22 protein-coding genes are annotated in these 22,168 nt (G+C 73.8%); 10 read left to right on the top strand and 12 right to left on the bottom strand.

Going from position 1 to position 22,168, the window contains the following annotated elements; genetic code table 11:
- Positions 1–3: 3 nt before the first annotated feature.
- The 3 genes from ABZ801_RS16865 to ABZ801_RS16855 form a co-directional block, all read right to left on the bottom strand.
- Positions 4–795 (bottom strand): alpha/beta fold hydrolase, encoded by a 792-nt coding sequence (locus ABZ801_RS16865; RefSeq protein ID WP_344957518.1) that lies wholly within the window; start codon positions 793–795, stop codon positions 4–6.
- A gap of 153 nt (positions 796–948) precedes the next feature.
- On the bottom strand, positions 949–1,281 hold the full coding sequence (locus ABZ801_RS16860; protein WP_360698563.1) for an ATP/GTP-binding protein: 333 nt from the start codon (positions 1,279–1,281) through the stop codon (positions 949–951).
- A 40-nt stretch (positions 1,282–1,321) separates the two neighbouring features.
- A complete protein-coding gene (locus ABZ801_RS16855) occupies positions 1,322–2,950 on the bottom strand; it encodes a 3-hydroxybutyryl-CoA dehydrogenase (RefSeq protein WP_360698561.1) in 1,629 nt (542 codons plus the stop codon).
- Positions 2,951–3,005: 55 nt separating this feature from the next.
- Between ABZ801_RS16855 and ABZ801_RS16850 the strand changes: the two genes are divergently transcribed.
- Positions 3,006–3,995 (top strand): LLM class flavin-dependent oxidoreductase, encoded by a 990-nt coding sequence (locus ABZ801_RS16850; RefSeq protein ID WP_360698559.1) that lies wholly within the window; start codon positions 3,006–3,008, stop codon positions 3,993–3,995.
- Positions 3,996–4,102: 107 nt separating this feature from the next.
- On the opposite strand, the gene ABZ801_RS16845 is transcribed toward ABZ801_RS16850, so the two are convergent.
- Both ABZ801_RS16845 and ABZ801_RS16840 read right to left on the bottom strand, forming a co-directional pair.
- Positions 4,103–4,489 carry an SCO5389 family protein gene (locus ABZ801_RS16845; RefSeq protein ID WP_344957526.1) on the bottom strand — a complete coding sequence of 129 codons (387 nt, stop codon included), beginning with the start codon at positions 4,487–4,489 and terminating at the stop codon, positions 4,103–4,105.
- A 183-nt stretch (positions 4,490–4,672) separates the two neighbouring features.
- Entirely contained in the window at positions 4,673–5,164 is a 492-nt protein-coding gene (locus tag ABZ801_RS16840) for a GNAT family N-acetyltransferase (protein ID WP_360698557.1), read from the bottom strand.
- 41 nt (positions 5,165–5,205) lie between these two features.
- Between ABZ801_RS16840 and nucS the strand changes: the two genes are divergently transcribed.
- From nucS to ABZ801_RS16815, 5 genes are all read left to right on the top strand, one after another.
- A complete protein-coding gene (gene nucS / locus ABZ801_RS16835) occupies positions 5,206–5,886 on the top strand; it encodes an endonuclease NucS (RefSeq protein WP_360698555.1) in 681 nt (226 codons plus the stop codon).
- Between the two features lie 59 nt (positions 5,887–5,945).
- A complete protein-coding gene (locus ABZ801_RS16830) occupies positions 5,946–6,353 on the top strand; it encodes a DUF3224 domain-containing protein (protein ID WP_360698553.1) in 408 nt (135 codons plus the stop codon).
- A gap of 120 nt (positions 6,354–6,473) precedes the next feature.
- Complete coding sequence (locus ABZ801_RS16825; RefSeq protein WP_344957534.1) at positions 6,474–7,058, top strand: TetR/AcrR family transcriptional regulator; 585 nt, start codon at positions 6,474–6,476, stop codon at positions 7,056–7,058.
- Between the two features lie 72 nt (positions 7,059–7,130).
- Positions 7,131–7,946, top strand: coding sequence for a site-2 protease family protein (locus ABZ801_RS16820; protein ID WP_344957536.1), 816 nt, complete (start codon positions 7,131–7,133; stop codon positions 7,944–7,946).
- Between the two features lie 74 nt (positions 7,947–8,020).
- A complete protein-coding gene (locus ABZ801_RS16815) occupies positions 8,021–9,325 on the top strand; it encodes a sensor histidine kinase (RefSeq protein WP_360698550.1) in 1,305 nt (434 codons plus the stop codon).
- Positions 9,326–9,583: 258 nt separating this feature from the next.
- Here ABZ801_RS16815 and ABZ801_RS16810 read toward each other — a convergent pair whose 3' ends face one another.
- Positions 9,584–10,579 (bottom strand): DUF1702 family protein, encoded by a 996-nt coding sequence (locus ABZ801_RS16810; protein WP_360698548.1) that lies wholly within the window; start codon positions 10,577–10,579, stop codon positions 9,584–9,586.
- Between the two features lie 94 nt (positions 10,580–10,673).
- On the bottom strand, positions 10,674–11,531 hold the full coding sequence (locus tag ABZ801_RS16805; protein ID WP_360698546.1) for a maleylpyruvate isomerase N-terminal domain-containing protein: 858 nt from the start codon (positions 11,529–11,531) through the stop codon (positions 10,674–10,676).
- A gap of 213 nt (positions 11,532–11,744) precedes the next feature.
- On the opposite strand from ABZ801_RS16805, the gene ABZ801_RS16800 reads away from it, so the two are divergent.
- Entirely contained in the window at positions 11,745–13,247 is a 1,503-nt protein-coding gene (locus ABZ801_RS16800; protein WP_360698544.1) for an aldehyde dehydrogenase family protein, read from the top strand.
- Between the two features lie 124 nt (positions 13,248–13,371).
- Positions 13,372–14,271: an N-acetylmuramoyl-L-alanine amidase gene (locus ABZ801_RS16795; RefSeq protein WP_344957546.1), complete on the top strand. Its 900-nt coding sequence runs from the start codon at positions 13,372–13,374 to the stop codon at positions 14,269–14,271.
- 392 nt (positions 14,272–14,663) lie between these two features.
- Here ABZ801_RS16795 and ABZ801_RS16790 read toward each other — a convergent pair whose 3' ends face one another.
- The gene (locus ABZ801_RS16790) at positions 14,664–16,253 is read right to left on the bottom strand and encodes a GMC family oxidoreductase N-terminal domain-containing protein (protein WP_360698541.1); all 1,590 of its coding nucleotides are present in this window, start codon (positions 16,251–16,253) and stop codon (positions 14,664–14,666) included.
- Positions 16,254–16,349: 96 nt separating this feature from the next.
- On the opposite strand from ABZ801_RS16790, the gene ABZ801_RS16785 reads away from it, so the two are divergent.
- Both ABZ801_RS16785 and ABZ801_RS16780 read left to right on the top strand, forming a co-directional pair.
- Entirely contained in the window at positions 16,350–17,060 is a 711-nt protein-coding gene (locus tag ABZ801_RS16785; protein ID WP_360698539.1) for a cob(I)yrinic acid a,c-diamide adenosyltransferase, read from the top strand.
- A gap of 133 nt (positions 17,061–17,193) precedes the next feature.
- Positions 17,194–18,132, top strand: a complete 939-nt coding sequence (locus ABZ801_RS16780) for a DUF4097 family beta strand repeat-containing protein (RefSeq protein WP_360698537.1) — start codon at positions 17,194–17,196, stop codon at positions 18,130–18,132.
- A 55-nt stretch (positions 18,133–18,187) separates the two neighbouring features.
- Here the strand turns inward: ABZ801_RS16780 and ABZ801_RS16775 are convergent, their stop codons facing one another.
- The 4 genes from ABZ801_RS16775 to atpD form a co-directional block, all read right to left on the bottom strand.
- Positions 18,188–19,729, bottom strand: a complete 1,542-nt coding sequence (locus ABZ801_RS16775) for a M28 family peptidase (protein ID WP_360698535.1) — start codon at positions 19,727–19,729, stop codon at positions 18,188–18,190.
- Between the two features lie 51 nt (positions 19,730–19,780).
- Positions 19,781–20,212, bottom strand: a complete 432-nt coding sequence (locus tag ABZ801_RS16770; protein WP_344957556.1) for a DUF2550 domain-containing protein — start codon at positions 20,210–20,212, stop codon at positions 19,781–19,783.
- 93 nt (positions 20,213–20,305) lie between these two features.
- Positions 20,306–20,695: a F0F1 ATP synthase subunit epsilon gene (locus tag ABZ801_RS16765; protein WP_360698532.1), complete on the bottom strand. Its 390-nt coding sequence runs from the start codon at positions 20,693–20,695 to the stop codon at positions 20,306–20,308.
- A 42-nt stretch (positions 20,696–20,737) separates the two neighbouring features.
- Positions 20,738–22,168 (bottom strand): F0F1 ATP synthase subunit beta, encoded by a 1,431-nt coding sequence (atpD, locus tag ABZ801_RS16760; RefSeq protein WP_360698530.1) that lies wholly within the window; start codon positions 22,166–22,168, stop codon positions 20,738–20,740.

The following is a 22,168-nucleotide window of genomic DNA, read 5'->3' as shown; positions in this document are numbered from 1 at the left end:
GCCTCAGCGGGCGGTGCGGGCCAGGGCGGCGGTGAACTCGGCGACGGCCTGGTTGAACGGCTCGGGCTGCTCGACGGCGCACAGGTGCCCGGCCTTCGGGACGACCAGCAGCTCGGCGTCGGGCAGGGCGTCCGCCATGGCGCGCGCCTCGTCCTCGGTGGTCAGGGCGTCCTCGGCGCCGACCATGACCAGCGCCGGGACGCCCAGCTCCCGCAGCGTGCCGAAGGCGGGCCCGCGGGCGGCCATGGCGCGCTGGGCCCAGGCGGCGGCGTGCGGCGGCGCCGACTGCACCAGCCCGCGCACCCGCCCGTAGACCAGCGGCCGCTGCCGCAGGGTGGTGGGGCCGACCAGGTGCGGCAGCACCTCGTCCAGCAGGACCTGGACGGTGCCGTCGCGGTCGAGCCGCTCGGCCTGCCGCAGCCGCCGCTCGCGGGCGGCGTCGGAGTCGGCGGAGGCGCGGGTGCCCGCCAGCACCAGTCCCCGCACCAGGTCGGGACGGCGGCGGCACAGCGCCATCGCCACGTACCCGCCCATGGACGCCCCGCCGACGACGGCCCGCGTGACGCCGAGGCCGCGCAGCGTGGCCGCCACGTCGTCGGCCATCGCGTCGACGGACGGCTCGCCGGCGCCGAGCGGCGAGCCGCCGAAGCCGCGCAGGTCGGGGGTGATCACCCGGCACCGGGCGGCCAGTCCCGCGCGCTGGTCCAGCCACATCGCCGAGGACAGCGGGAACGCGTGCAGCAGCACCAGCGGTGTCCCGATGCCGACGTCCCGGGCGTAGAGCTGCACGGACATGGCGACGCCCCTCCCCGTCCTCGACTCCGCGGCCGCGCGCCGTCAACACGGCGGCCAGGCAATCGTCACCCCGGGACGGCGGGGAGTGGGTGGATGTGGCCGCCACCGGCCGCCCGTGTGTGAACTAATGCCGCTTCGGGCGGCTCGGCGGCGTCAGTACCGGGGGGCGCCCCGGCCGCGGTGCAGGCGGGGGCCGCGCCGCTCCCGGGCCTGCCAGCACGGCCGGTGCCAGTGCCGCCGGTCGTCGGCGCCGCCGCGTTCGTCGGCGGGCCAGGCGACCAGGTGCGGCACGCCGGGCTGGATGAGCTGGTCGCAGCCGGGGCAGCGGTACGCCTTGACGGCGTTGGCCCCGGCGACGGCCTGCACGATCCACTCGCCGTCGCCGGACTCCTCGACGTGGCGGCCGAGGCCCAGGAAGGGACCGTCGCCGCCGCCCCTGCCCTGGGGGCGTCCGGGGGTGGCACGGCGGTTCTTCCGGGGGCTCATGGCGTCCAGGATATGGGCGGGTTCGGCCGGTGAGGGGGGATCACCGCAGGGTCCGTCGTCCCGCCCTGACGTGCTCCTCCAGCAGCGGGGACGGCGCCAGCGCGGCCTCGCGGGTCTCGGCGTACAGGGCGCGCAGCACCGTCACGGCGCGGTCGAGGCCGAGCCGGTCGAGGTCGGCGATCGGGCCGGCGGGGTAGCCGCAGCCGAGGGTCATCGCGGCGTCGATGGAGTCGGCGTCGGCGTAGCCCGCCGCGAGCATGGCGGCGGCGTCGTTGAGGTAGGGGAAGCGCAGGGCGTCCACGATGAACCCGGCCCGGTCGCGGCACCGCACCGCGGTCAGGCCGAGCGCGGCGACCAGGGCGGCGGCGCGGTCGGCCGCGCCGGGCGCGGTCAGCACGGTCGTGGCGATCTCCACCAGCGTGCCGCCGGGCTCGGGCAGGTGCAGGCCGACCGTGTCGCCGGGGCGTCCGGTGGCGGTGGCGTGCTCGACGACGGGTCCGGTGGCGGACGCGACGGCCAGCACGGCGTCCGGTCCGGCGGCCTCGCCGAGGGCGGCGAGCGGCGCGGAGGCGTCGGCGACGATCAGGTCGCAGTCGGCGAACGACGCCGGGTCGCCGGTCTCGACCCGCGCGAGGGCGTCGGCGCCGTCCAGCAGCGCGCGCACGCCGCTCTCGCCGTCGGCCGTCACGCGCACCCGGCCGCCCGCACGCGCGCACGCGGCGGCGACGGCGAGGGCGGACGGATCGGTGCCCGCGACGCCCACCACCGGCGGCGTCGCCTCGGACGGCTCCCCGCCGGGGGCGGGCGCGGCGCCGTGGTCGAAGAAGCCGCGGCCGGTCTTGCGGCCCAGCAGCCCGGCGGTGACCAGCTCGCGCAGCAGCGGTGAGGGGGCGTGCCGCCGGTCGCGGGACTCGGCGTGGACGGCCTCCAGCACCTCCAGGCAGGTGTCGAGGCCGATGAGGTCCATGAGGGTGAACGGGCCCATCGGCAGCCCGGCGCCCTCGGTCATCGCGGTGTCGATGTCGTCGCGTGTGGCGTGCCCGTTCTCCAGCATGGACGTGGCCTGGTTGAGGTAGCCGAACAGCAGCCGGTTGGCGACGAACCCGGCGCGGTCGCCGATCGTCACCGGCGTCTTGCCGAGCCCGGACACCAGCTCGGCCACGCGCGTCACCGCCGCCGGGTCGGTGAGCACGGTGCGGATGACCTCCACGAGCTTCATCACCGGCGCCGGGTTGAAGAAGTGCACCCCGACGACCTGGGCGGGACGCGCGGTGGCCGCCGCGATCTCGGTGACCGACAGCGAGGAGGTGTTGGTGGCCAGCACCGCGTCGTCCCGGCACACCCGGTCCAGCTCGGCGAACACGCGGCGCTTGAGGTCCAGCCGTTCCGGGACGGCCTCGATGACCAGGTCGCAGTCGCCCAGGTCGGCGAACTCGGTGGACAGCGCGACGCGCCCGAGGATCTCGCGCCGCGCCTCCTCGGTGAGGCGGCCCCGCTTGACGGCGCGCCCGGTGGAGGACTCAAGATGTCCGCGTCCCCGTTCCAGGGCCTCCGGGCCCACCTCGATCCCGACGACCGCCAGACCGCCACGGGCCAGGACCTCCGCGATGCCCGCGCCCATGGTGCCCAGCCCCACGACCCCGACCTTGCCGAACGAACCACCAGTCATGGCCCGAAGTCTCCCAGAACCGTCCCGCCGCGCCACGCCGGGGTGCGACCCGCGCGTGCGCTTCGGCGTGTTCCTGCTCGCCGCCCGCTATCCCGGCCAGGACGACGCGGCGGCCCTCGCCCGTACGGTCGAGGCCGCCGTCGCCGCCGAACGCGCCGGTTTCGACGACGTGTGGCTGGCCGAGCACCACTTCATGTCCTACGGCGTCGTGCCGTCGGCGGTGACCCTGGCGGGGCATCTGCTGGGGCTCACGTCGCGCGTGCACGTGGGCACGGCCGTGAGCGTGCTGTCCACCCAGCATCCGGTGGCGTTGGCCGAGCAGGCGGCGCTGCTGTCGCTGGTGTCGGGAGGACGGTTCCGTCTGGGCGTGGGACGCGGCGGCCCCTGGCGCGACCTGGAGGTGTTCGGCACGGGCCTGCAGCGTTACGAGGAGGGGTTCGCCGAGGCGCTCGACCTGCTGCTGGCCTGGCTGCGTTCCGAGCGTGTGGCGTGGGAGGGCGAGCACTTCCGGTTCCGTGAGGTGCCGGTGGTGCCGCGCGCGCCCGAGCCGCCCCCGGTGGCGGTGGCCTGCACGTCACCGGCCACCGAGTCCATGGCCGCCGCCCGCGGGCTGCCCATGCTGCTGGGGATGCACGTCGGTGACGGGGAGAAGGCCGCCGCCGTGGCCCGTCATGGCGACGCCGACGCCCCGCACGTCTCCACGCACCTCGCCCAGGTGGCCGACACCCGCGCGGACGCGGTGGACACGCTGCTGCGGGAGATGCCGCGCTGGCTCGGCCCCGGGCTGGAGGGGTACGTGCCCGTGGACGACCGGCCCCGCCCCGAGCGTGACGCGCCGGCCTACACGCGTCACCTGTGCGACCTGCATCCGGTCGGCTCCCCCGACGACTGCGTGGAGGCGCTCGTCACGACGGTGGAACGCACCGGTATCTGGCATCTCATCCTGCTGGTGGAGGCGGCCGGTTCCCGGGAGGCCACCCTGGCGAACATCGCGCGGCTGGGAACCGACGTCCTCCCCAAGGCCCGCGCCGCCCTGTCGGTGTGAGCCCGCCCCGCCCCGCGTGACAGCCGCCCACCCGTGCCCGAGGCGTCCGCCCGCGTGACGAGGGCCCGGCCCGTCCGTGGGACAGGCCGGGCCCTGTGGCGCGCCGGTCAGCAGTCGCGCAGTTCCGGGGACTGGTTGAGGATCTGCTCGCGGGCCGTGACGAAACGGCGGTAGGCCACCGACTCGTCCGTGGGGAAGACCGCGACCCGGTGGCAGTTCTGGAAGGCCAGCTTGACCCCGAAGTACCGTTCGAGGGCCCCGCGCATGGCGTCGCTGGCCAGCACGCGCAGCAGCTGGCCGCGGGCCTTCTCGTCGGGCGGCGGGGTCTGGTTGTCGGCGAAGTCCCCGCCGTCCACCTGCAACCGGGCCACCAGCCCGCTGATCATTTCCCAGGCGTAGGGGAGGGACGTGCGCACGCAGTCGACGAACGCCTTGTCGTCGACCTCGCCGCGCCGCGCGGTCTCGAGAAGCTCGGGGGACACGTCAAGAGACATGGACGGGGTTCCTTTCACCGCGTGTGATGAGCACCCACACCCCGTGACGCTAGACAGGCCCGTCCGAGAATTCCAGGCTTGACAGGACGCCCGCTTCGGTCAAGAGCACCGGTAAGCCCGTCCCCTGCCTGCGGGTTCGGGCCGCCGCGTCCGGGGAGTGGCGCGCGTCACCGTGCCCGGGCCTCACGGCAGCGACCGGCCCATCAGGACGTCGTCGACGTAGCGGCCGTCCAGGAAGAACTCGCCCGGCAGCACGCCTTCGACGGCGAAACCCGCCGCCTCGTACAGCCGACGCGCCGCGTCGTTGCCGGCCAGCACGCGCAGCGTGACGCGCCTCGCGCCCTCCTGTGCCGCCCGGGCGCAGGCGGCGTCGACCAGTGCCCTGGCCACGCCACGGCGCCGTTCGTCCGGGTCCACGGCGAGGCCCTGGATCTGCCGCACGTGTTCGGCCGAGGCCAGATCCCTGTGGGCGCGCACCAGGCGGACATAGCCGACGACCCTGCCCGCGCGTTCGGCCACGAGCACGTCGTCCGCGGGATGGGCCGCGTCGAAGAACGGCGTGCCGGGAGCGGGTTCGGGCATCACCGCGTGCGCCGGGGACCAGGTGCGGCGGTCCAGTTCGGCCAGGGCGCGGTCGTCGGACGCCACGGCCCCGCGAATCTCGATGTCGCTCATAGGACGCAACCCTGTCATCGGAGTCACTAAGGTTAGGCCGCGTGCGTCTGGTCATCGCTCGTTGCAGTGTCGATTACGTCGGCAAGCTCACCGCCCATCTGCCGATGGCGCCCCGGCTGGTGCTCATCAAGGCCGACGGGAGCGTGAGCATCCACGCCGACGATCGCGCCTACAAGCCCCTCAACTGGATGAATCCGCCCTGTACGCTCCGCGAGGAGCCGTACGAGGACAACGGCGCGATCGCGCGGTGGACCGTCACCCACGGCAAGTCCGGCGAGCGGCTCATCCTCACCATCGAGGAGATCCTGCACGACTCCAGCCACGAGCTGGGGCTCGACCCGGGGCTGCGGAAGGACGGCGTCGAGGCCCACCTGCAGGAGCTGCTGGCCGAGCACATCACCACGCTCGGCGACGGGTGGACGCTGATCCGCCGCGAGTACCCGACCGCGATCGGGCCGGTGGACATCCTGTGCCGGGACGACGGCGGCGCCACCGTGGCCGTGGAGATCAAGCGGCGCGGCGAGATCGACGGGGTGGAACAGCTCACCCGCTACCTGGAGCTGCTCAACCGCGACCCGCACCTGGCCCCGGTGCGCGGCATCTTCGCGGCGCAGGAGATCAGGCCGCAGGCGCGGGTGCTGGCCGCCGACCGCGGCATCGACTGCGTGACGCTCGACTACGACGCGCTGCGCGGCATCGAGCACGAGGGCACCCTGTTCTGACCCGTGTCGCGTCCGGTGTCCCGCCCCCGGCGCGGCCGTCCCCGGGCATGATGACGTGCATGACCTCACATGCCAGCGGCACCTTCGACATCGACGCCTGGGAGGCCGGCGAGCCGTACGCCAAGCACGACGGCACCACGCTGACGCGGGTGCGGGTGCGCAAGACCTTCCACGGCGACCTGGTGGGCACCAGCACCGCCGACCTGATCACCGTGGAGACGGCCGCGGGTCCCGCCGCGTACGTGGGGATCGAGACGGTCACGGGCATCCTGCACGGCCGGGAGGGCACGTTCGTCCTGCAGCACAGCGCGGGCAGCGAGGACGGCACGCCCGCCACGCAGTGGCTGCGCTGGCTGATCGTGCCGACCTCGGGCACCGGCGAGCTGGCCGGGATCCGCGGCCACGGGCAGATCACCGTCGAGTCGGGCGGCGGCCACAGCTGGTCGCTGGAATACACCCTGGACTGACGCCGCCACGCGCCGAACCGCCGGGCTCCGGCCCGCCCCCGCCGGAGCCGCGCGCCGAACCGCCGTGAGCGCTCCGCGCGGCCGCCGGGCGTGGTGCGGACGGCCGGTAACCTTCAAGGCATGCCCCCGCCCACCGCCGACGCCACGCGCGAGCGCATCATCGACGCGGCCGAGGAGTGCTTCGCCCGTCTCGGCGTCGCCAAGACGACGGTGGAGCACATCGCGACCGCGGCGGGGCTGAGCAGGGCGACGGTGTACCGCAGCGTCACCGGCGGGCGGGACGAGCTGATCCTGGCCGTGCTGCTGCGCAACCTGCGGCGCTTCCTGGACGGGCTGGCCGAGCGGCTGCGGCGGCAGCGGTCGGTGCCCGAGGCGGTCGTGGCGGGCACCATGGACGCGGTGGCGTTCGTGCGCGCCGAGCCGACGATCGGCCGGTTCCTGGCCCCCGAGGCGGCCGGGCACATGCAGGCCGCGGTGGCCGGGGCCGTCGAACAGGTGCTGGCCCTGTGCTGCGACTACGTGCGCCCCTACTTCGAGCGGGCGCAGCGCGGCGGCATGCTGCGGGCCGACATCGAGGTGGAGGGCACGGTGGAGTTCCTCTTCCGCGTCATCACCTCGCTGATCGTCATGGACCGCGACCGCGACGACGAGGACACCCGCCGGTTCCTGCGCACGTACGTGGTTCCGGTGATCGCCGGGCCCTGAGGACGGGGCCGGGCACAGTCGACAGGCAGGATCGGGGCGCGGGGCGCCCGCCGAACGGGAGGGACCCGGAGGATGGGGACGGTGTACCAGCGCGGACGCTCGGCGGTTCAGCCGAGTCCGGTGTTCCTCGTGATCGTGGCGGTCACCGTCGCGTGCGGCCTGGTCGCCTGGCGGTACGGCACGTCCATGGAGACGGCCGCGCGGTTCGCCGTGTTCGGGTTCGTGCTGGCGGGCTGGGTGGTGTCGCTGTGCCTGCACGAGTTCGGGCACGCCTACCTGGCGCACCGGTCCGGCGACCACGGCGTGGCCACCCGCGGCTACCTGACCCTCAACCCGTTCAGGTACGCCGACGTGACGCTGAGCTTCGCGATCCCGCTGCTGTTCATCCTGCTCGGCGGGATCGGCCTGCCCGGCGGCGCGGTGTGGATCGACCGCGGCGCGATCCGGGGACGGCTGCGGCACAGCCTGATCTCGGCGGCGGGCCCGCTGGCCAACGTGCTGTTCGCGGCGCTGCTGGCGGTGGCGTTCGTCAGCCTGGCCGACCGGGGGCACGCGGTGTTCTGGTCGGCGCTGGCGTTCCTGGCGTTCCTGCAGGTGACCGCGGCGCTGCTCAACCTGCTGCCGATCCCCGGGCTGGACGGCTTCGGGATCGTCGAGCCGTACCTGCCGCGGGCGTGGGTGGAGCGCGTCGGCGCGTACGGCGGGTACGTGTTCCTGGCGCTGATCGCGCTGCTGTGGATCCCGGCGGTCAACCGGGAGTTCTTCGGCCTGATCTACCACATCACCGATGCGATGGGGCTGGGCGAGTTCCCGTTCGAGGTGGCGATCCCGGTGGACAACTTCCCGATCAAGCTGGGCCACGACCTGTTCCAGGTCTGGCGCGGCTGAGCCGTGCGGCCCCGCCGGGCGGCGATCGACGCCCCCGCGGTGATTGTGTCAGTGACTGCCGACATACTGGACTCATGAGCGACGGCGCCCAGGCGGCGATGCCCGCCGTCACGCCCCCCGCTGCCGTGGATGCCGCCATGGACGCCGACGGGCCGCACGCCTGGCAGCGCCTGCCCGTGTGGGACGCCTACACGCTGCTCGTGCTGGCGGGCACGATCACCCTCACGTTCGTGATGCCGGCGGCGTCCGACCACCCGTACGCCGCGTCGGTCCTGCTGTCGGCGATCGTGCCGCTCTACCTGACGCTGGGGCACCGCGCGGTCCGCGCCGGCGTCGACGACACCCGCTACGCCTACGGCTACCTGGGCGGTGCGCTGGCGCTGTTCGGCACGGCGTCGTTCGTGGCCGGGACGAGCTGGTACGCGGCGTTCGCGCTCGTCCCGCACTGCTTCCAGATGCTGTCGCTGCGGCGGGCGTGCACGGCCGCGATGGTGGCGAACATGGTGCCGCTGGCCGCGCTGCTGCGCTACCGGCACGAGTCGTCGGTCATCGTGATCATGGCGGCGATCGGCGTGCTCGGCACGATCTCCGCGGTGTTCTTCGGCTCCTGGATCGACCGGATCATCACCGAGAGCCGCGAGCGGGCCCGGCTGATCGAGCGGCTGCGCTCCAGCCAGGCCGAGGTGGCGCGGCTGTCGCACGCCGCCGGGGCCGCCGCCGAGCGCGAGCGGCTGACCACCGAGATCCACGACACGCTCGCGCAGGGCTTCCTGACCATCCTGACGCTGCTGCAGGCGGCCGAGCGGCGGCTGCCGCCGGACGATCCGATGCGCGCCGCCGTCGAGCCGGCGATCCGCACCGCGCGCGACAACCTGGCCGAGGCCCGGGCGCTGATCGCGGCGCGCCCGCCGGTGGCGCTGGACGCCGCCCCGGTCGCCGAGGCGCTGCGCCGCCTGACCGCCACGTTCGGCGAGGAGACCCGCGTCGACGCGACGTACCGGATCGAGGGGGAACCGCGTCCGCTGTCCCCCGCCGCCGACGTGGTGCTGCTGCGCGCCGCGCAGGAGGCTCTGGCGAACGTCCGCAGGCACGCCTGCGCCCGCGCGGTGACGGTGCGGCTGGCCTTCGACGAGGCCGCGGCCCGGCTCACGGTGACCGACGACGGCGTGGGCTTCGACCCCGACCACGTCGTCCAGCCCGATTTGGGCACCGGCGAGCACTTCGGCCTTGCCGGCCTGCACCGCCGTGCCGAGACCTTGGGCGGCACGGTCTCCATCCGCAGCGCCCCCGGCGAGGGCACGACGCTGACGGTGCTCCTGCCCGACGAGCCCGTCGATCCCGCCCACCTCAGGGAACCCACCGCCGGAACCCGCGGGTGAGCGGCGGCCCGGACGCGGAAAAGGCCCCACGGGAGGTCGTCCCGTGGGGCCTTCCCCACGTTGGTACCGGTGTGCGGGTCGCCTCTCGGCGAAAGGCACAACGCGGCTCCAAGCGATCGATGCCGCCCCGCCGGAGCGGGGAACACCGACCCGGTATTCCGCGAAGGCGATAGGTGAGGCCCGGGGACACCAGGCACACCGGCCACGAAGAGTGTAACTGCCGGCCGTCCGGGATTGTTCCCGCCGCGCCCCGGGTTCTCAGGCGCCGGTGGACTGCCTGGTGGAGGCGAAGTGCGCCTGGACGTTGCGGCGCCACAGTTCGTAGTCCGGGACGGGGCCGCCCCCGTCGGAGTCGACGGCGGAGCGGTCGGCCAGGTCGACGGCGCCCTGCACGGGCATGCCCGCCATGGCCTCGATCGCGGCCCCGGTGTGCCACGGCACGAAACCGGCGTACGAGCGCGCCTTGGCCGCGAACACCGCGCCCTGGGCCAGCTCGGGACGGTGGTCGCCCGCCTCCCGCGCCAGCGCGTCGAACCCCTCGCGTCCGCAGCCGCCGGCGAAGGCGGCGGCCAGGCCCACCCCGCTCCACAGGTCCGCCCGGCGGGACGCGGCGAAGCGCCGCACCGCGGCCGCCACGTCGGGCACGCGCGCGGCGTGGATGAACCACAGGGCGCGCCCGACGCCCTGGTCCAGGGTGCGGGGGAAGTAGTCGGGGAAGCCCTGCCAGGGGTAGGCGGCGGGGATCTCCTGGCGGCCCACCCAGCGCGCGGTGTCGAAGTAGGCGCGGTCGAACCCGTAGCCGTCGACGGCCAGCCAGGTCATCGCCGGGTAGTACGCCGATCCGGGCAGGTCGGGGATCACCTTGCCCCACAGCGCCCTCGGCAGCCGCGCCATCGCGAACCCGATGCCGATGTAGGCCAGGAAGATGTGCCGCTCCCCCGGCCCGGTGAGCAGGCGCCTGGTGCGGTCGCGGCGCCGGCCGGGCATGACGTCCAGGACGGTGCAGGCCATGGTGGCGCCCTCGTAGGCGAAGCCCCGCAGCTCCGGGTCGGTCAGGCTGAGCAGCCGTTCCAGCTCCCATTCGCCGCGTCCCTCGATGCCCCATTCGAACCCGCAGACCACCGACTGGGGGATGGCCTCCAGGTGCGGCGCGGCCTCGGCCCCCGCGCCGGGGAAGCCCCGTTTGGCGAAGGTGACGTCGGCCATCGACGGGGCCAGCACGGTCCTGCGAAAGGAACCGAGAACGGTCGGCATCGCCCCTCCTGAAGGCTGCACGGGCCGGACAGACTCATGGTCACACCGGGGTCCCGGCCGCGGCATCTTCACCGATGCGAACCCCAGGGGACGGTCACGAGGGGAGGCGGACCTTGCTCATGAAGGCGGGCAGCAGCCAGGGACGGCGGCCGCCCCGGACGGTGAGGCCTCCGGTCAGGGCCGCGCGGACCCGGCTGAGCCGGCCGAAGAGCATGAGGTTGAGCACCACGGGGTCGAAGAACAGCCGGACGTCGATGTCGCGGCCGGGAGGCCGTTCGGCCGTCACGAACCCGTCGGTCAGGATCATCGCGGCGGGCGCGGTGTGGCGGGAGCGGAACTCCACGGCGATGCGTCCGGCGCGTTCGGGGCCGTCGCGGTCGAGCAGGCGGCCGTAGCCGTAGGTCGTCACGCCCAGCAGGAACAGCTCGAAGAACAGCGCGGCGTCCGCCCGCGACACCGGCCAGCGGGCGCCGGTGGCGCGGGCGATGTCGCGTCCGTGGATCTGCAGTTCGTTGACCAGGTGGGCCAGCAGGCCCGCGGCGGGGACGCGGGAGGCGCCGAGCCAGTCGATCGGCTCGCCCGGGTCCATGGCGTCGCTGACGCGCAGCATCTCGGCGATGTCGTCGCGCAGCCGCCCGGCCAGGGCGCGGGGGTCGCGTTCGGCGACGTGGGTCAGCAGGACCTCGTTGAAGTCGACCACGGTGTCGACCGTCGTGGCGTCGAGCACGGCGGTGAACTCGGGGTCGAAGCCGGGGCCGGCGGGCGAACGCAGCATCGCCGCGTACTTGCCGGAGATCCCGACGACGTGCGCGGCGGTGTCGGCGACGGTCCAGTCGGCGGTGGCCATCGCCCCGGGCGGTACGGACAGCAGCAGGTCGGCGAACTGGTCGCCGACGTTCTCGACCGCCGCCCGGACGGCGGGCCACTTGCCGGTCAGCACAGGCGCGAGCACGGGGCGCCCCCTTCCGAGGAGTTGCGGGGAGTTGCGGCACGAGGCGCCCTGGAGGTGGGGGGGCGCCCGGCTGGTAGTCGTATACCCGTCCGGCGGTTCGCGCGTTTCTCGCCACGTGCGATCCCGCCGGAGCCGTATCGTCGGTCCAGTGGTTGACTAGTCGGTAACGAAAGCGACCGCTTACTACCGCGGCCGAGCCCCCGGGAGGTTCCGATGTCCGTGGACACGCAGAGCAGCGCGACGTTCGCCTCGCTGAACCCGGCGACCGGCGAGGTCGTCGCCGAACATCCCGTCCACGACCGCGACGCGGTCGAGGAGGCGGTGCGCCGGGCCCGGGAGGCGGCCGGGTGGTGGGCGGCGCTGGGCCGCCGCGAGCGCCGGGTGCGGCTGCTGAACGTCAAGGGCTCGCTCACCCGCAACCTGAACCGGATGGCCGAGCTGATCCACAACGAGACCGGCAAGCCGCTGCAGGACGCCCAGCTCGAGACGATCATGGCGATCACGCATCTGGACTGGGCCGCCCGCAACGCCGACAAGGTGCTCGGGCCGCGCACCGTGTTCCCCGGCATGATCGCGCTGAACCACAAGTGCGTCCTGGAGTACCAGCCGCTGGGCGTGGTCGGCGTGATCGGCCCGTGGAACTACCCGATCTTCACCCCGATGGGCTCGATCGCCTACGCCCTGGCCGCGGGCAACGCCGTGGTGTTCAAGCCGTCGGAGTTCACCCCGGGCGTGGGCGTGCTGCTGGCCGAGCTGGTCGCCGCGGTGATCCCCGAGCAGCCGGTGCTGCAGGTCGTCACCGGGCTGGGCGAGACGGGCGCCGCGCTGGCCTCCTCCCCCGGCGTCGACAAGATCGCCTTCACCGGGTCCGCCCGCACCGCCAAGAAGGTGATGGCGGCCTGCGCGGAGAACCTCACGCCCATCGTGGCCGAGTGCGGCGGCAAGGACGCCTGCATCGTCGACGCCGACGCCGACCTGGACGCCGCCGCCGACGCCGCGCTGTGGGGCGCGATGTCCAACGCGGGCCAGACCTGCATCGGCGTCGAGCGCATCTACGTCGTGGACGGCGCCTACGACGCGTTCCTGGCCAAGCTCACCGAGAAGGCCCGCGACCTGCGCCCCGGGTTCGACCGCGAGGCCGCCTACGGCCCGATCACCATGCCCGCCCAGCTCGACATCATCGAACGCCACATCAAGGACGCCCTCGACAAGGGCGGCCGGGCCGTCGTCGGCGGGCCCGAGTCGGTGCGCAAGCCGTACGTGGAGCCGGTCGTCCTCACCGACGTGCCGGACGACTCGGCCGCCGTCTGCGAGGAGACGTTCGGCCCGACGATCACCGTGCACCGGGTCGCGGACCTGGAGGAGGCCCTGGACAAGGCCAACCGCACCGGCTACGGCCTGGCCGGGACGATCTTCTCCCGGAACCGGGGCCGCGCCATGGAGCTGGCCCGCCGCATGCGCTCGGGCATGACCTCCATCAACGCCTTCGCCGCGTTCGCCACCGTGGCGGCGCTGCCGTTCGGCGGCGTCGGCGAGTCGGGGTTCGGGCGCATCCACGGCGCCGACGGGCTGCGCGAGTTCGCCCGTCCCAAGGCCATCACCCGCCAGCGCTTCGCCCTGCCGACGAACCTGACCTCCTTCACCCGGACCGACAAGGACATGGCCCGCGTCCTGCAGCTGGTCACGCTCCTCCACGGCCGGAACTACCGGCGCTGATCCCCCACCCGGCCCCGGCAGGTGTGGCATAGGGCGCATTTCCCCGGACACCCCACCAGGTGGTGAGCGGGCCGCTAGCGTCGCTGACGGCGCCGCTGGTACCCGCTCACCACAGGGAGGCTCCGTGGACATCATCAGCCGCGCGGAATGGGGCGCCCGCGCCCCGCGCTCCCGTACCACCACCACGTGGTCGCGGCGGACCGAGTTCATCGTGCACTACTCCGAAGGCCCCACCACCCAGACCCCCCGCCAGATCCAGGACTTCCACATGGACTCCAACGGGTGGGCCGACATCGGCTACAACTTCCTGGTCGACGTCCAGGGGCGGATCTACGAGGGGCGCGGCTGGCTGGTCGTGGGCGCGCACGCCCCCGACCACAACACCTCGGGCATCGGCGTGTGCATGATCGGCCGCAACGGGGACGCCACCCCCGCCGCCAAGAACGCGATCCGGTGGCTGTACGACGAGGCGGGCCGACGCGCGGACCGGTCGCTGAAGAAGCTGGGGCACCGCGACGTGTACGCGACCACGTGCCCGGGGGACCAGCTGTACGCGTGGGTGCGGGCCGGGATGCCCGCCGGATCCATCCAGGAGGACGACATGCCCGAGTACGTGTCCGTCGGCGTGACCGACGCCCAGGACCTGCCGCCCAACACCTGGACGACGGTCGACTGGCCGAAGGAGTTCGCCGACTCCGCGCACCACCACTGGAACCAGGGCGGCCCCAGCCTCGTGCACGGCCCGGCCCGTTACTCCCTGACCGCCAACGTCCGCATCGAGGGCCTGCCCGCGGGAACGGAGCTGCAGGCCCGCGCCATCGAGCGGCGCGAGTCGGACGGGAAGGTCGAGGCCGGCCCCATCGCCGAGTACATCGCCACGAACGGGGACACGTTCCTGCACTACTCGCTGCCGGCCGACACGGTCAACGACGGTTTCCGGGTGCGGTTCCAGGTCATCCACTACGGCACGCAGACCGCCCAGATCACCGCCGGGTCCGCCAAGGCCCTCATCTGGGAGCAGTAGGCCGCCCGTGGGCGTCGCCTAGGCCGTCTCATAAGGCGCCGCGGGACGCGTAAGACGTCCTAGGCGCGGCTAAGGCGGTGGCAGGCCACGCAGATAAGGCGTCGTCCCGATGTGGGGCGTACGGCCTTAGCGCGAACCTTGAACATGTCGGGCCGGGAAGGCCGACCCGCGGAACCGAGGAGAGCGCGAATGCTGCACCACGACGTGGCCAGGGCCATCGCCGCCGAGCGCGTACGGCGTCTGCAGGCCGAGGCGAAGGCCGCCCGCCGGGCCGCCAAGGCCCGCAAGCGGTGAGCCGTAGGCAGGCGCGGCCGTCACCCCCTGACGGCTGCCGCTCCGGCCGACGCCCCCGCCCGGTCCACCGAGGACCACGGCGGGGGCGTTCTCGCGTCTCAGGGCGTGACGGGGTCCAGGGGGGCGCGGCCCCGGATGAGGTCGGCGGCGCGTTCGGCGATGGCGATGGTGGGGGCGTTGGTGTTGCCGCGCGGCACCGACGGCATGACGGAGGCGTCCACGACCCGCAGGCCCTCCACGCCGCGCACCCGCAGTTCGGTGTCGCAGACGGTGCCGTCGCCGCCCATGGCGCACGTGCTCGTCGGATGGAACAGCGTGGCGACCTGGCGCCGCGCGAACTCGGCCAGCGCCGCGTCGCCGGACGCCTGCTCGCCCGGGGCGAACTCGCCGCCGACCAGCGCGGCCAGCGGCCCGGTCGCGGCGATCTCCCGGGCCTGGCGGATCCCCGCCACCAGCACGTCCAGGTCGGCCTTGTCGGCCAGGTAGGCCGGGTCGATGAGCGGCTTGGCGTACGGGCTGGCCGACCGCAGCCGCAGCGCGCCCCGGCTGCCCACCGCGATCGCGGTGACCAGCACCGACATCACCCGCTGCCGGGCCTCCGTCAGCCCCTGGTCGACCAGGGGCGTGGGCAGCACGTGGTACTGCAGGTCGGGGGCGGGCAACCCCTCGACCGTACGGACGAAACCGCCCGCCTCGGCGACGTTGGAGGCGTACGGGCCGCGTCCCAACGCCTGCCATAGCGCGAGGTTGCCGGCCCCTGCCAGCTCCCACAGCGCCTTCTTGCGGGGCGCGGCGAACATGACGTTCACGTACGGGTGGTCCTGGAGCCCCTGCCCGACCGGGGAGTCGGCCACCACGTCGATGCCGTGGTCACGCAGATGGTCGGCCGGGCCCACACCGGACAGCATCAGCAGCTGCGGGCTGTTGACCGAGCCGCCCGACAGCACGACCTCCGCCTCGGCCCGGACGTCGACACTCTCCCCACGCCGTTCGTACCGCACCCCCACGGCGCGTCCGTTCTCGATGAGGATCCGGTGTGCCAGTGCGTCCGTCACCACGGTGAGGTTGGGACGCGCCATGGCGGGACGCAGGTACGCGTCGGCGGTGGACCAGCGCCGTCCCCGCTTGTGGGTGACCTGGTAGAAGCCGACGCCGTCCTGCTCGGGCCCGTTGAAGTCGCTGTTGGCGGCCAGCCCGTACGCCTTGGCCGACTGCACCCACGCCGTGGTGAGCGGATGCTTGTACCGCAGGTCCTCCACGCGCAGGGGCCCGCCCACCCCGTGGTAGGGGGACTGCCCGCGCTGCTGGTCCTCGGCCCGCAGGAAGTACGGCAGCAGGTCGGCGTACCCCCAGCCCGCGCAGCCGTAGGAGTCGCGCCAGGTGTCGTAGTCGTGCCGGTGGCCGCGAATGTAGATCATCGCGTTGGTGGACGAGCTGCCGCCCAGGGTGCGTCCACGCGGCCAGTACACGCTGCGTCCGGCGGCGTGCTCCTGGGGGACGGTCCCGTAGTCCCAGTCGTAGGGCCCCCGGGCCATGGTCGCCACCGCCGCCGGGATGTGGATCTCCGGGGCGTCGTCGGGCGGCCCCGCCTCCAGCAGCAGCACCCGGGTGCCGGGGTCCTCGGTGAGCCGGGCGGCGAGCACGCATCCCGCGCTGCCCGCGCCCACGATGATGTAGTCGTACACCACTGGCGCCTCCGGTACTGCGGGGGGTCTCGGCGGGGGCGTCCCCCTGAGACACCTCGCACCCTACCGAGCGTTCATCGACGGCTTAGTGTGAGGGTCATGGCGAAGAACAGGGAGACCCCCGTCGTGCTGTCCCGGATCTACACCCGGACGGGGGACGACGGCACCACCGGGCTCGGCGACGGGTCGCGCACCGGCAAGACCGACCCGCGGCTGGCGGCCTACGCCGACGTGGAGGAGGCCAACGCGGCCATCGGCGTGGCGCTGGCGATGGGCGACCTCCCCGAGCCGATCAAGGCGCTGCTGACCCGGGTGCAGAACGACCTGTTCGACGTCGGCGCCGACCTGTGCGCCCCTGTGACGCCGAATCCGCCGTACCCGCCGCTGCGGGTGGACTCCACCTACATCGACCGCCTGGAGGCCGCCTGCGACGAGCACAACGCCGAACTGCCGCCACTGCGCAGCTTCATCCTCCCCGGAGGGACGCCCGGCGGGGCGCTGCTGCACGTCGCCCGCACGGTGACGCGGCGCGCCGAGCGTTCGGCGTGGGCGGCGATCGAGGCGCACGGCGCCGCCCCCGCCGGCACCGACACCGCCGCCCCCGCCGACACCGCCTCCGACGCGGACACCGCCGCCCCCGCCGACACCGCCTCCGACGCGGACACCGCCGGCGCCGACGCGGTGGAAGGCGGCGTCAACCCGTTGACGGCGCGCTACCTCAACCGCCTGTCGGACCTGCTGTTCATCCTCTGCCGCGTCGCCAACGCCGAGCACGGCGACGTCCTGTGGAAGCCCGGCGGCGAACGCTAGCCTCCCGCCGGGCACGCCGGGGGTGGGGTTAGCCCCACCATGGGAACGCCGGGCCGCCTCCTGGTACCGGCCCCTTCCCCAGGGCGAAGCTGGGCCGACGGGGATTCGACCACCGACGGGCGGGAGACGACGAGTGAACACCCTCACGACCGTGGCGCTGGCGACAGGGGCCGCCGCGGCCGCCGCGCTCGCACTGACCGGCTGCTCGGTGGACTTCGGCACCCACCGGGAGACCCGGGCCTACGACGTCCGCGACGCCGTCACCACCGTCAAGCTGTCCTCCAGCAACGGCCGCGTCGAGATCGTCGGCTCCGACTCCCCCGGCGTCCACGTGCAGGAACGGCTGCGCTGGTCGAACTCGCGGAACAAGCCCGCCCCCCGGCACTCGGTCGCGGGCGGCACGCTGACGCTCGGCGCCTCCTGCGGCCACACGGTGCTCGGCCCCAGCGCCTGCCAGATCACCTACCGGCTGCGGGTGCCGCGCGGCCTGGCCGTGCAGGTGACCACCGAGGACGGGGCCATCGAGACGACCGGCCTCGGCGGACGCCTGACCCTGCGCACCGACACCGGCTCGATCACCGCCCGCGACCTGCGCGCCCCCGCCCTGTCGGCGCGCACCGAGGACGGCTCCATCCGGATCAGCGGCCGGGCCGACACGGCCGACCTCACCACCGACACCGGCGGGATCAGCGCCACCGCGCTGCGCGCCGGACGCCTCACCGCGCGCACCGCCGACGGCGGCATCCGGCTCACCGGTCACGCCGACACCGCCGACCTCACCACCGACACCGGCAGGATCGACGCCGCCGAGCTGCGATCGCGGCGGCTGGACGCGCGCACCGCCGACGGCGGCATGCGGATCACCCTGACCGCACCGCCCGACAGCGTGCGGGCCCGCACCGACACCGGCCCGATCAGGCTCACCCTGCCCGCCGAGCAGTCCTACGCGATCACGATGGACAGCGACACCGGCGCGCGCCGGATCGAACCCGGCGTGCACAACGACAACCGCTCGTCCCGCCAGGTGAACCTGAGGACCGGCGACGGCTCCATCACCGTCGCCGCCGCGTAAGGCACCGGGACGCACAGCTCGTCAGCGCAGGACGGGCCTCAGCGCAGGACGGGCGTCAGCGCGTCCACCGCACGTCGCCGTCCGGCCCCCACGTCACGGACGCGGCGGCGCGCCCGGAGACCAGCCGCCGGCCGGGCCCCTTCGCCGGCAGTGGCCCGGCCGCCAGCCGCTGCGTGACGTACGCGGCGCCGTCGACGTTGGTGTCCAGCAGCCGGAGGTCGACGTTCTCGCCGGTGTCGCAGGCGGCGTGGTAGCAGGGGTCGTACGGCTTGCCCGCGGTGCCGCCGAACGTCGCGGCCTCCGCGGCCGTCTTGACCTCACCGGCGCCGGTGGCCACGCCGCCCGCCGGGATGCCGCGCACGACGAACGACCCGTAGTCGGAACGCCCGTCGAACGCCTGCTCGGCCGTCGGCAGCCGCCGCGCCGCGAAGTACCCGCGGAACAGCTTCTCGATCTCCGCCGACCCCTGCGGCGGCGCGAACTCCCTGACCGGCGTGCCGCCGGAGGCGTCCCCGTCGTACACCCCGCGCACGCCGTTGGTCGAGCCGAGCATGTCGAAGTTCAGGGCGGCGGCGATCCGGTCGCGGTCGGCGGCGGCCAGCGTCCGGACGTAGTGGTCGGAACCGCGCAGCCCGTCCTCCTCGGCGCCCCACCACGCGAACCGCACCCGGTTGCGCGACGCCCTGCCGGACAGCGCGCCGAAGCGTTCGGCCACAGCGAGCACCGCGGCCGCCCCCGTGGCGTTGTCGTTGATCCCCGGCCCCGTGCGGACGCTGTCCAGATGCGCCCCGACCACCACGACCCGGCGGGCGTCGCCCCCCGGCGTGTCGGCGACGATGTTGGCCGACCGCCGCTCGGTGTTGACGGCGTGGGCGGCGATCCGCAGCCGCAGCCGCCCGCCCGCCGCCGCCTTGACCAGCCGTGCCCCGACCGCGTGGGACGCCCCCAGCACCGGCAGCGTGAACGGCCGTCCCAGCGACCCTGCCAGAGCCTCCTTGCTCCCGGGGACGTCGAAGATGACCACGGCCGACGCACCCGCCGCCTGCGCGTTGGCCGCCTTCTCCGTGAACCGGCACGTGCCGCGCTGCAGCAACGCGATCGCGCCCCTGGGGAAGCGCTGGAAGTCGCCCCGTTCGCACCCGCTCGTGGCGGTCGTGCCCTCGGGCGGCACGTCGACTGCGACGGCCCGCGCCGTGACGTCCCCCGCCCCCGAGTACAGCATCGTCTGGAAGTCGGCGTTCGCCGTGAACGCCGCCCGCTCCGGCTCGACCTGCGCGAACTCCGCCGGTTTCGTCTCCTCGAACCGGACGTAGGCGAAGCGCTGCACCCGTGGCGCGTACCCGGCCCGCCGCAGCCTGCCGGCCACGTACGCCACCGAACGCTCCTCCCCGGGGGTCTGCGCCGCCCGGTTGCCTCCGCTGCGCTCGGCGATCCGCTGGAACTCGGCCAGGTGACGGCGCACGTCCCCGATCGCCACCGGATCCGCCGGACCGGCCGGATCCGCGGAGACGGCCGCGGCCGTCCCCGAGAGTCCCGTCGCGGCCACTGCCAGCGCCACCGTCCCCCCGACGGCCCCCGACGCGGCGAGCTTGCGCATGTGTCCCCCCGAACACGTGTCACTCGATGCGGCCCGAACGCCCCCCGCGGGTCACTCGGACTGGTGGATGTCCACCGGAAAACCCGGCGGCGCGGCCTCGAGCCAGGCCAGGAACCCCGTCAGCGCCGAAGCGCTCATCGCCAGCTCCACGGTGAGGTCCCCGTCGCGCACCTCGATGATGCTGGCGTCCGGCAGCAGCCCGTCGGCCTCCCCCGCCTCGGGCTCGCGCCGGTTGGACACGACAAGGCCCCGGCGGTGAATCACCTGCCGGGGCCTGGTCCTGAATCCGAAGACGCGGTGCCAGTGCAGCACGTCCCCGCGGTAACGGCCGATGCCCAGCCGCCACGGGCCGGGAGCGCCCTCCCCGGGAATCACCCGCAGGCTGCACTCCACCGTGCCGCCGCCGCGCACGAACAGCCAGCGGCGCACGGACACCACGACGAACACCAGCGCGACCAGCAGCACGACCGCGGCGAGCGCCACGCCCGCATCCACTGCCAGCTGCCCGCCCAACTACCCCCGCCGTTTCCGTGTCCGTCCCGGTCGTCCGTGCGCCGCCCGGCTCTCGTCCCGTCGCTAGGCGTCCTGCCCCGCGGCGCGCAGCCGCGCCCGGGCCCGCCGCTCGGCCGTGGCGTCGGCGCCGCCCTCGGCGGCCAGCGCCTCCTCCAGCGCCTGCCGGGCGGCCGCCACGTTCACCTCGGCGCCCAGCTCGGCCTGCTCGGCGAGGATCGAGACCTCGTCGTTCGCGATGGAGAAGAAGCCGCTGCCCACCATGGCGGTGACCCACTCGCCGTCGTCGGCGGGCTGGACCTTCACCACGCTGCCGTCGAGCAGCACGCCGAGCACCGGGGCGTGCCCGGGCAGGATGCCGAGCTGGCCCTCGATGGTCTGCGCGACCACCATCTTGGCCTCGCCGGCCCACACCTCGCGCTCCGGCGAGACGAGCCCGACCTTCAATGTCGCCACGTGTTCATCCTCCGCGTCGAGCGGCCCCGCGCCGGGGACCGGCTACTTGGCCAGCTCCTTGGCGTTGCGCTCGGCGTCCTCGATCCCGCCGCACATGAAGAACGCCTGCTCGGGCAGGTGGTCGTACTTGCCCTCGGCGATCCCCTTGAACGACTCGATCGTCTCCGACAGCGGCACCGTCACACCCGGCTGGCCGGTGAACTGCTCGGCCACGTACATCGGGTGCGACAGGAAACGCTCGATGCGCCGCGCCCGGTTGACGGTGACCTTGTCCTCCTCCGACAGCTCGTCGATGCCGAGGATGGCGATGATGTCCTGCAGCTCCTTGTACTTCTGCAGGATCCGCTTGACCTCCTGGGCCACCTCGTAGTGCTGCTGCCCCAGGATCTGCGGGTCCATGATCCGCGAGTTGGAGTCCAGCGGGTCCACCGCGGGGTAGATCCCCTTCTCGGTGATGGCCCGCGACAGCACCGTCTGGGCGTCCAGGTGGGCGAACGTGGTGTGCGGCGCCGGGTCGGTGATGTCGTCGGCGGGCACGTAGATCGCCTGCATCGAGGTGATCGAGTGACCCCGGGTCGAGGTGATCCGCTCCTGCAGCACGCCCATCTCGTCGGCCAGCGTCGGCTGGTAGCCCACCGCCGACGGCATGCGGCCGAGCAGGGTCGACACCTCCGAGCCGGCCTGGGTGAACCGGAAGATGTTGTCGATGAACAGCAGCACGTCCTGCTTCTGGACGTCCCGGAAGTACTCGGCCATGGTCAGGCCGGACAGCGCGACCCGGAGCCGGGTGCCCGGCGGCTCGTCCATCTGGCCGAACACCAGAGCGGTGTCCTTCAGGACGCCCGCCTCGTCCATCTCGACCCACAGGTCGTTGCCCTCGCGGGTGCGCTCGCCCACGCCCGCGAACACCGAGGTGCCGCTGAAGTTCCGCGCGACACGGGTGATCATCTCCTGGATCAGCACGGTCTTGCCCACGCCCGCGCCGCCGAACAGACCGATCTTCCCTCCGCGCACGTACGGGGTGAGCAGGTCGATGACCTTGATGCCGGTCTCCAGCATCTCGGTCTTGGACTCCAGCTGGTCGAACGCCGGAGGCTTGCGGTGGATCCCCCACCGCTCGGTGACCTGCAGCGACGCGGTCGGCACGTCCAGGGACTCGCCGAGCGCGTTCCACACGTGGCCCTTGGTGACGTCGCCCACCGGCACGCTGATCGAGTCGCCGGTGTCGGTCACCGCCACCCCGCGCACCAGGCCGTCGGTCGGCTGCATGGAGATCGCGCGGACCATGTTGTCGCCCAGGTGCTGGGCGACCTCGAGGGTCAGCGTCTTGGTCTCGTCGCCCATCGTGACGTCCACGTGCAGGGCGTTGTAGATCTCCGGGAGGGCGTCGGCGGGAAACTCCACGTCGACGACCGGACCGATGACGCGGGCGACGCGCCCGGTCGCGGTCGCCGTCTCTACCTGTGCAGTCAT

This window comes from Actinomadura sp. NPDC047616, from assembly GCF_040642915.1.
Taxonomy (GTDB): Bacteria; Actinomycetota; Actinomycetes; order Streptosporangiales; family Streptosporangiaceae; genus Spirillospora; species Spirillospora miaoliensis.
This window is presented reverse-complemented; position numbering and strand designations above follow the sequence as displayed.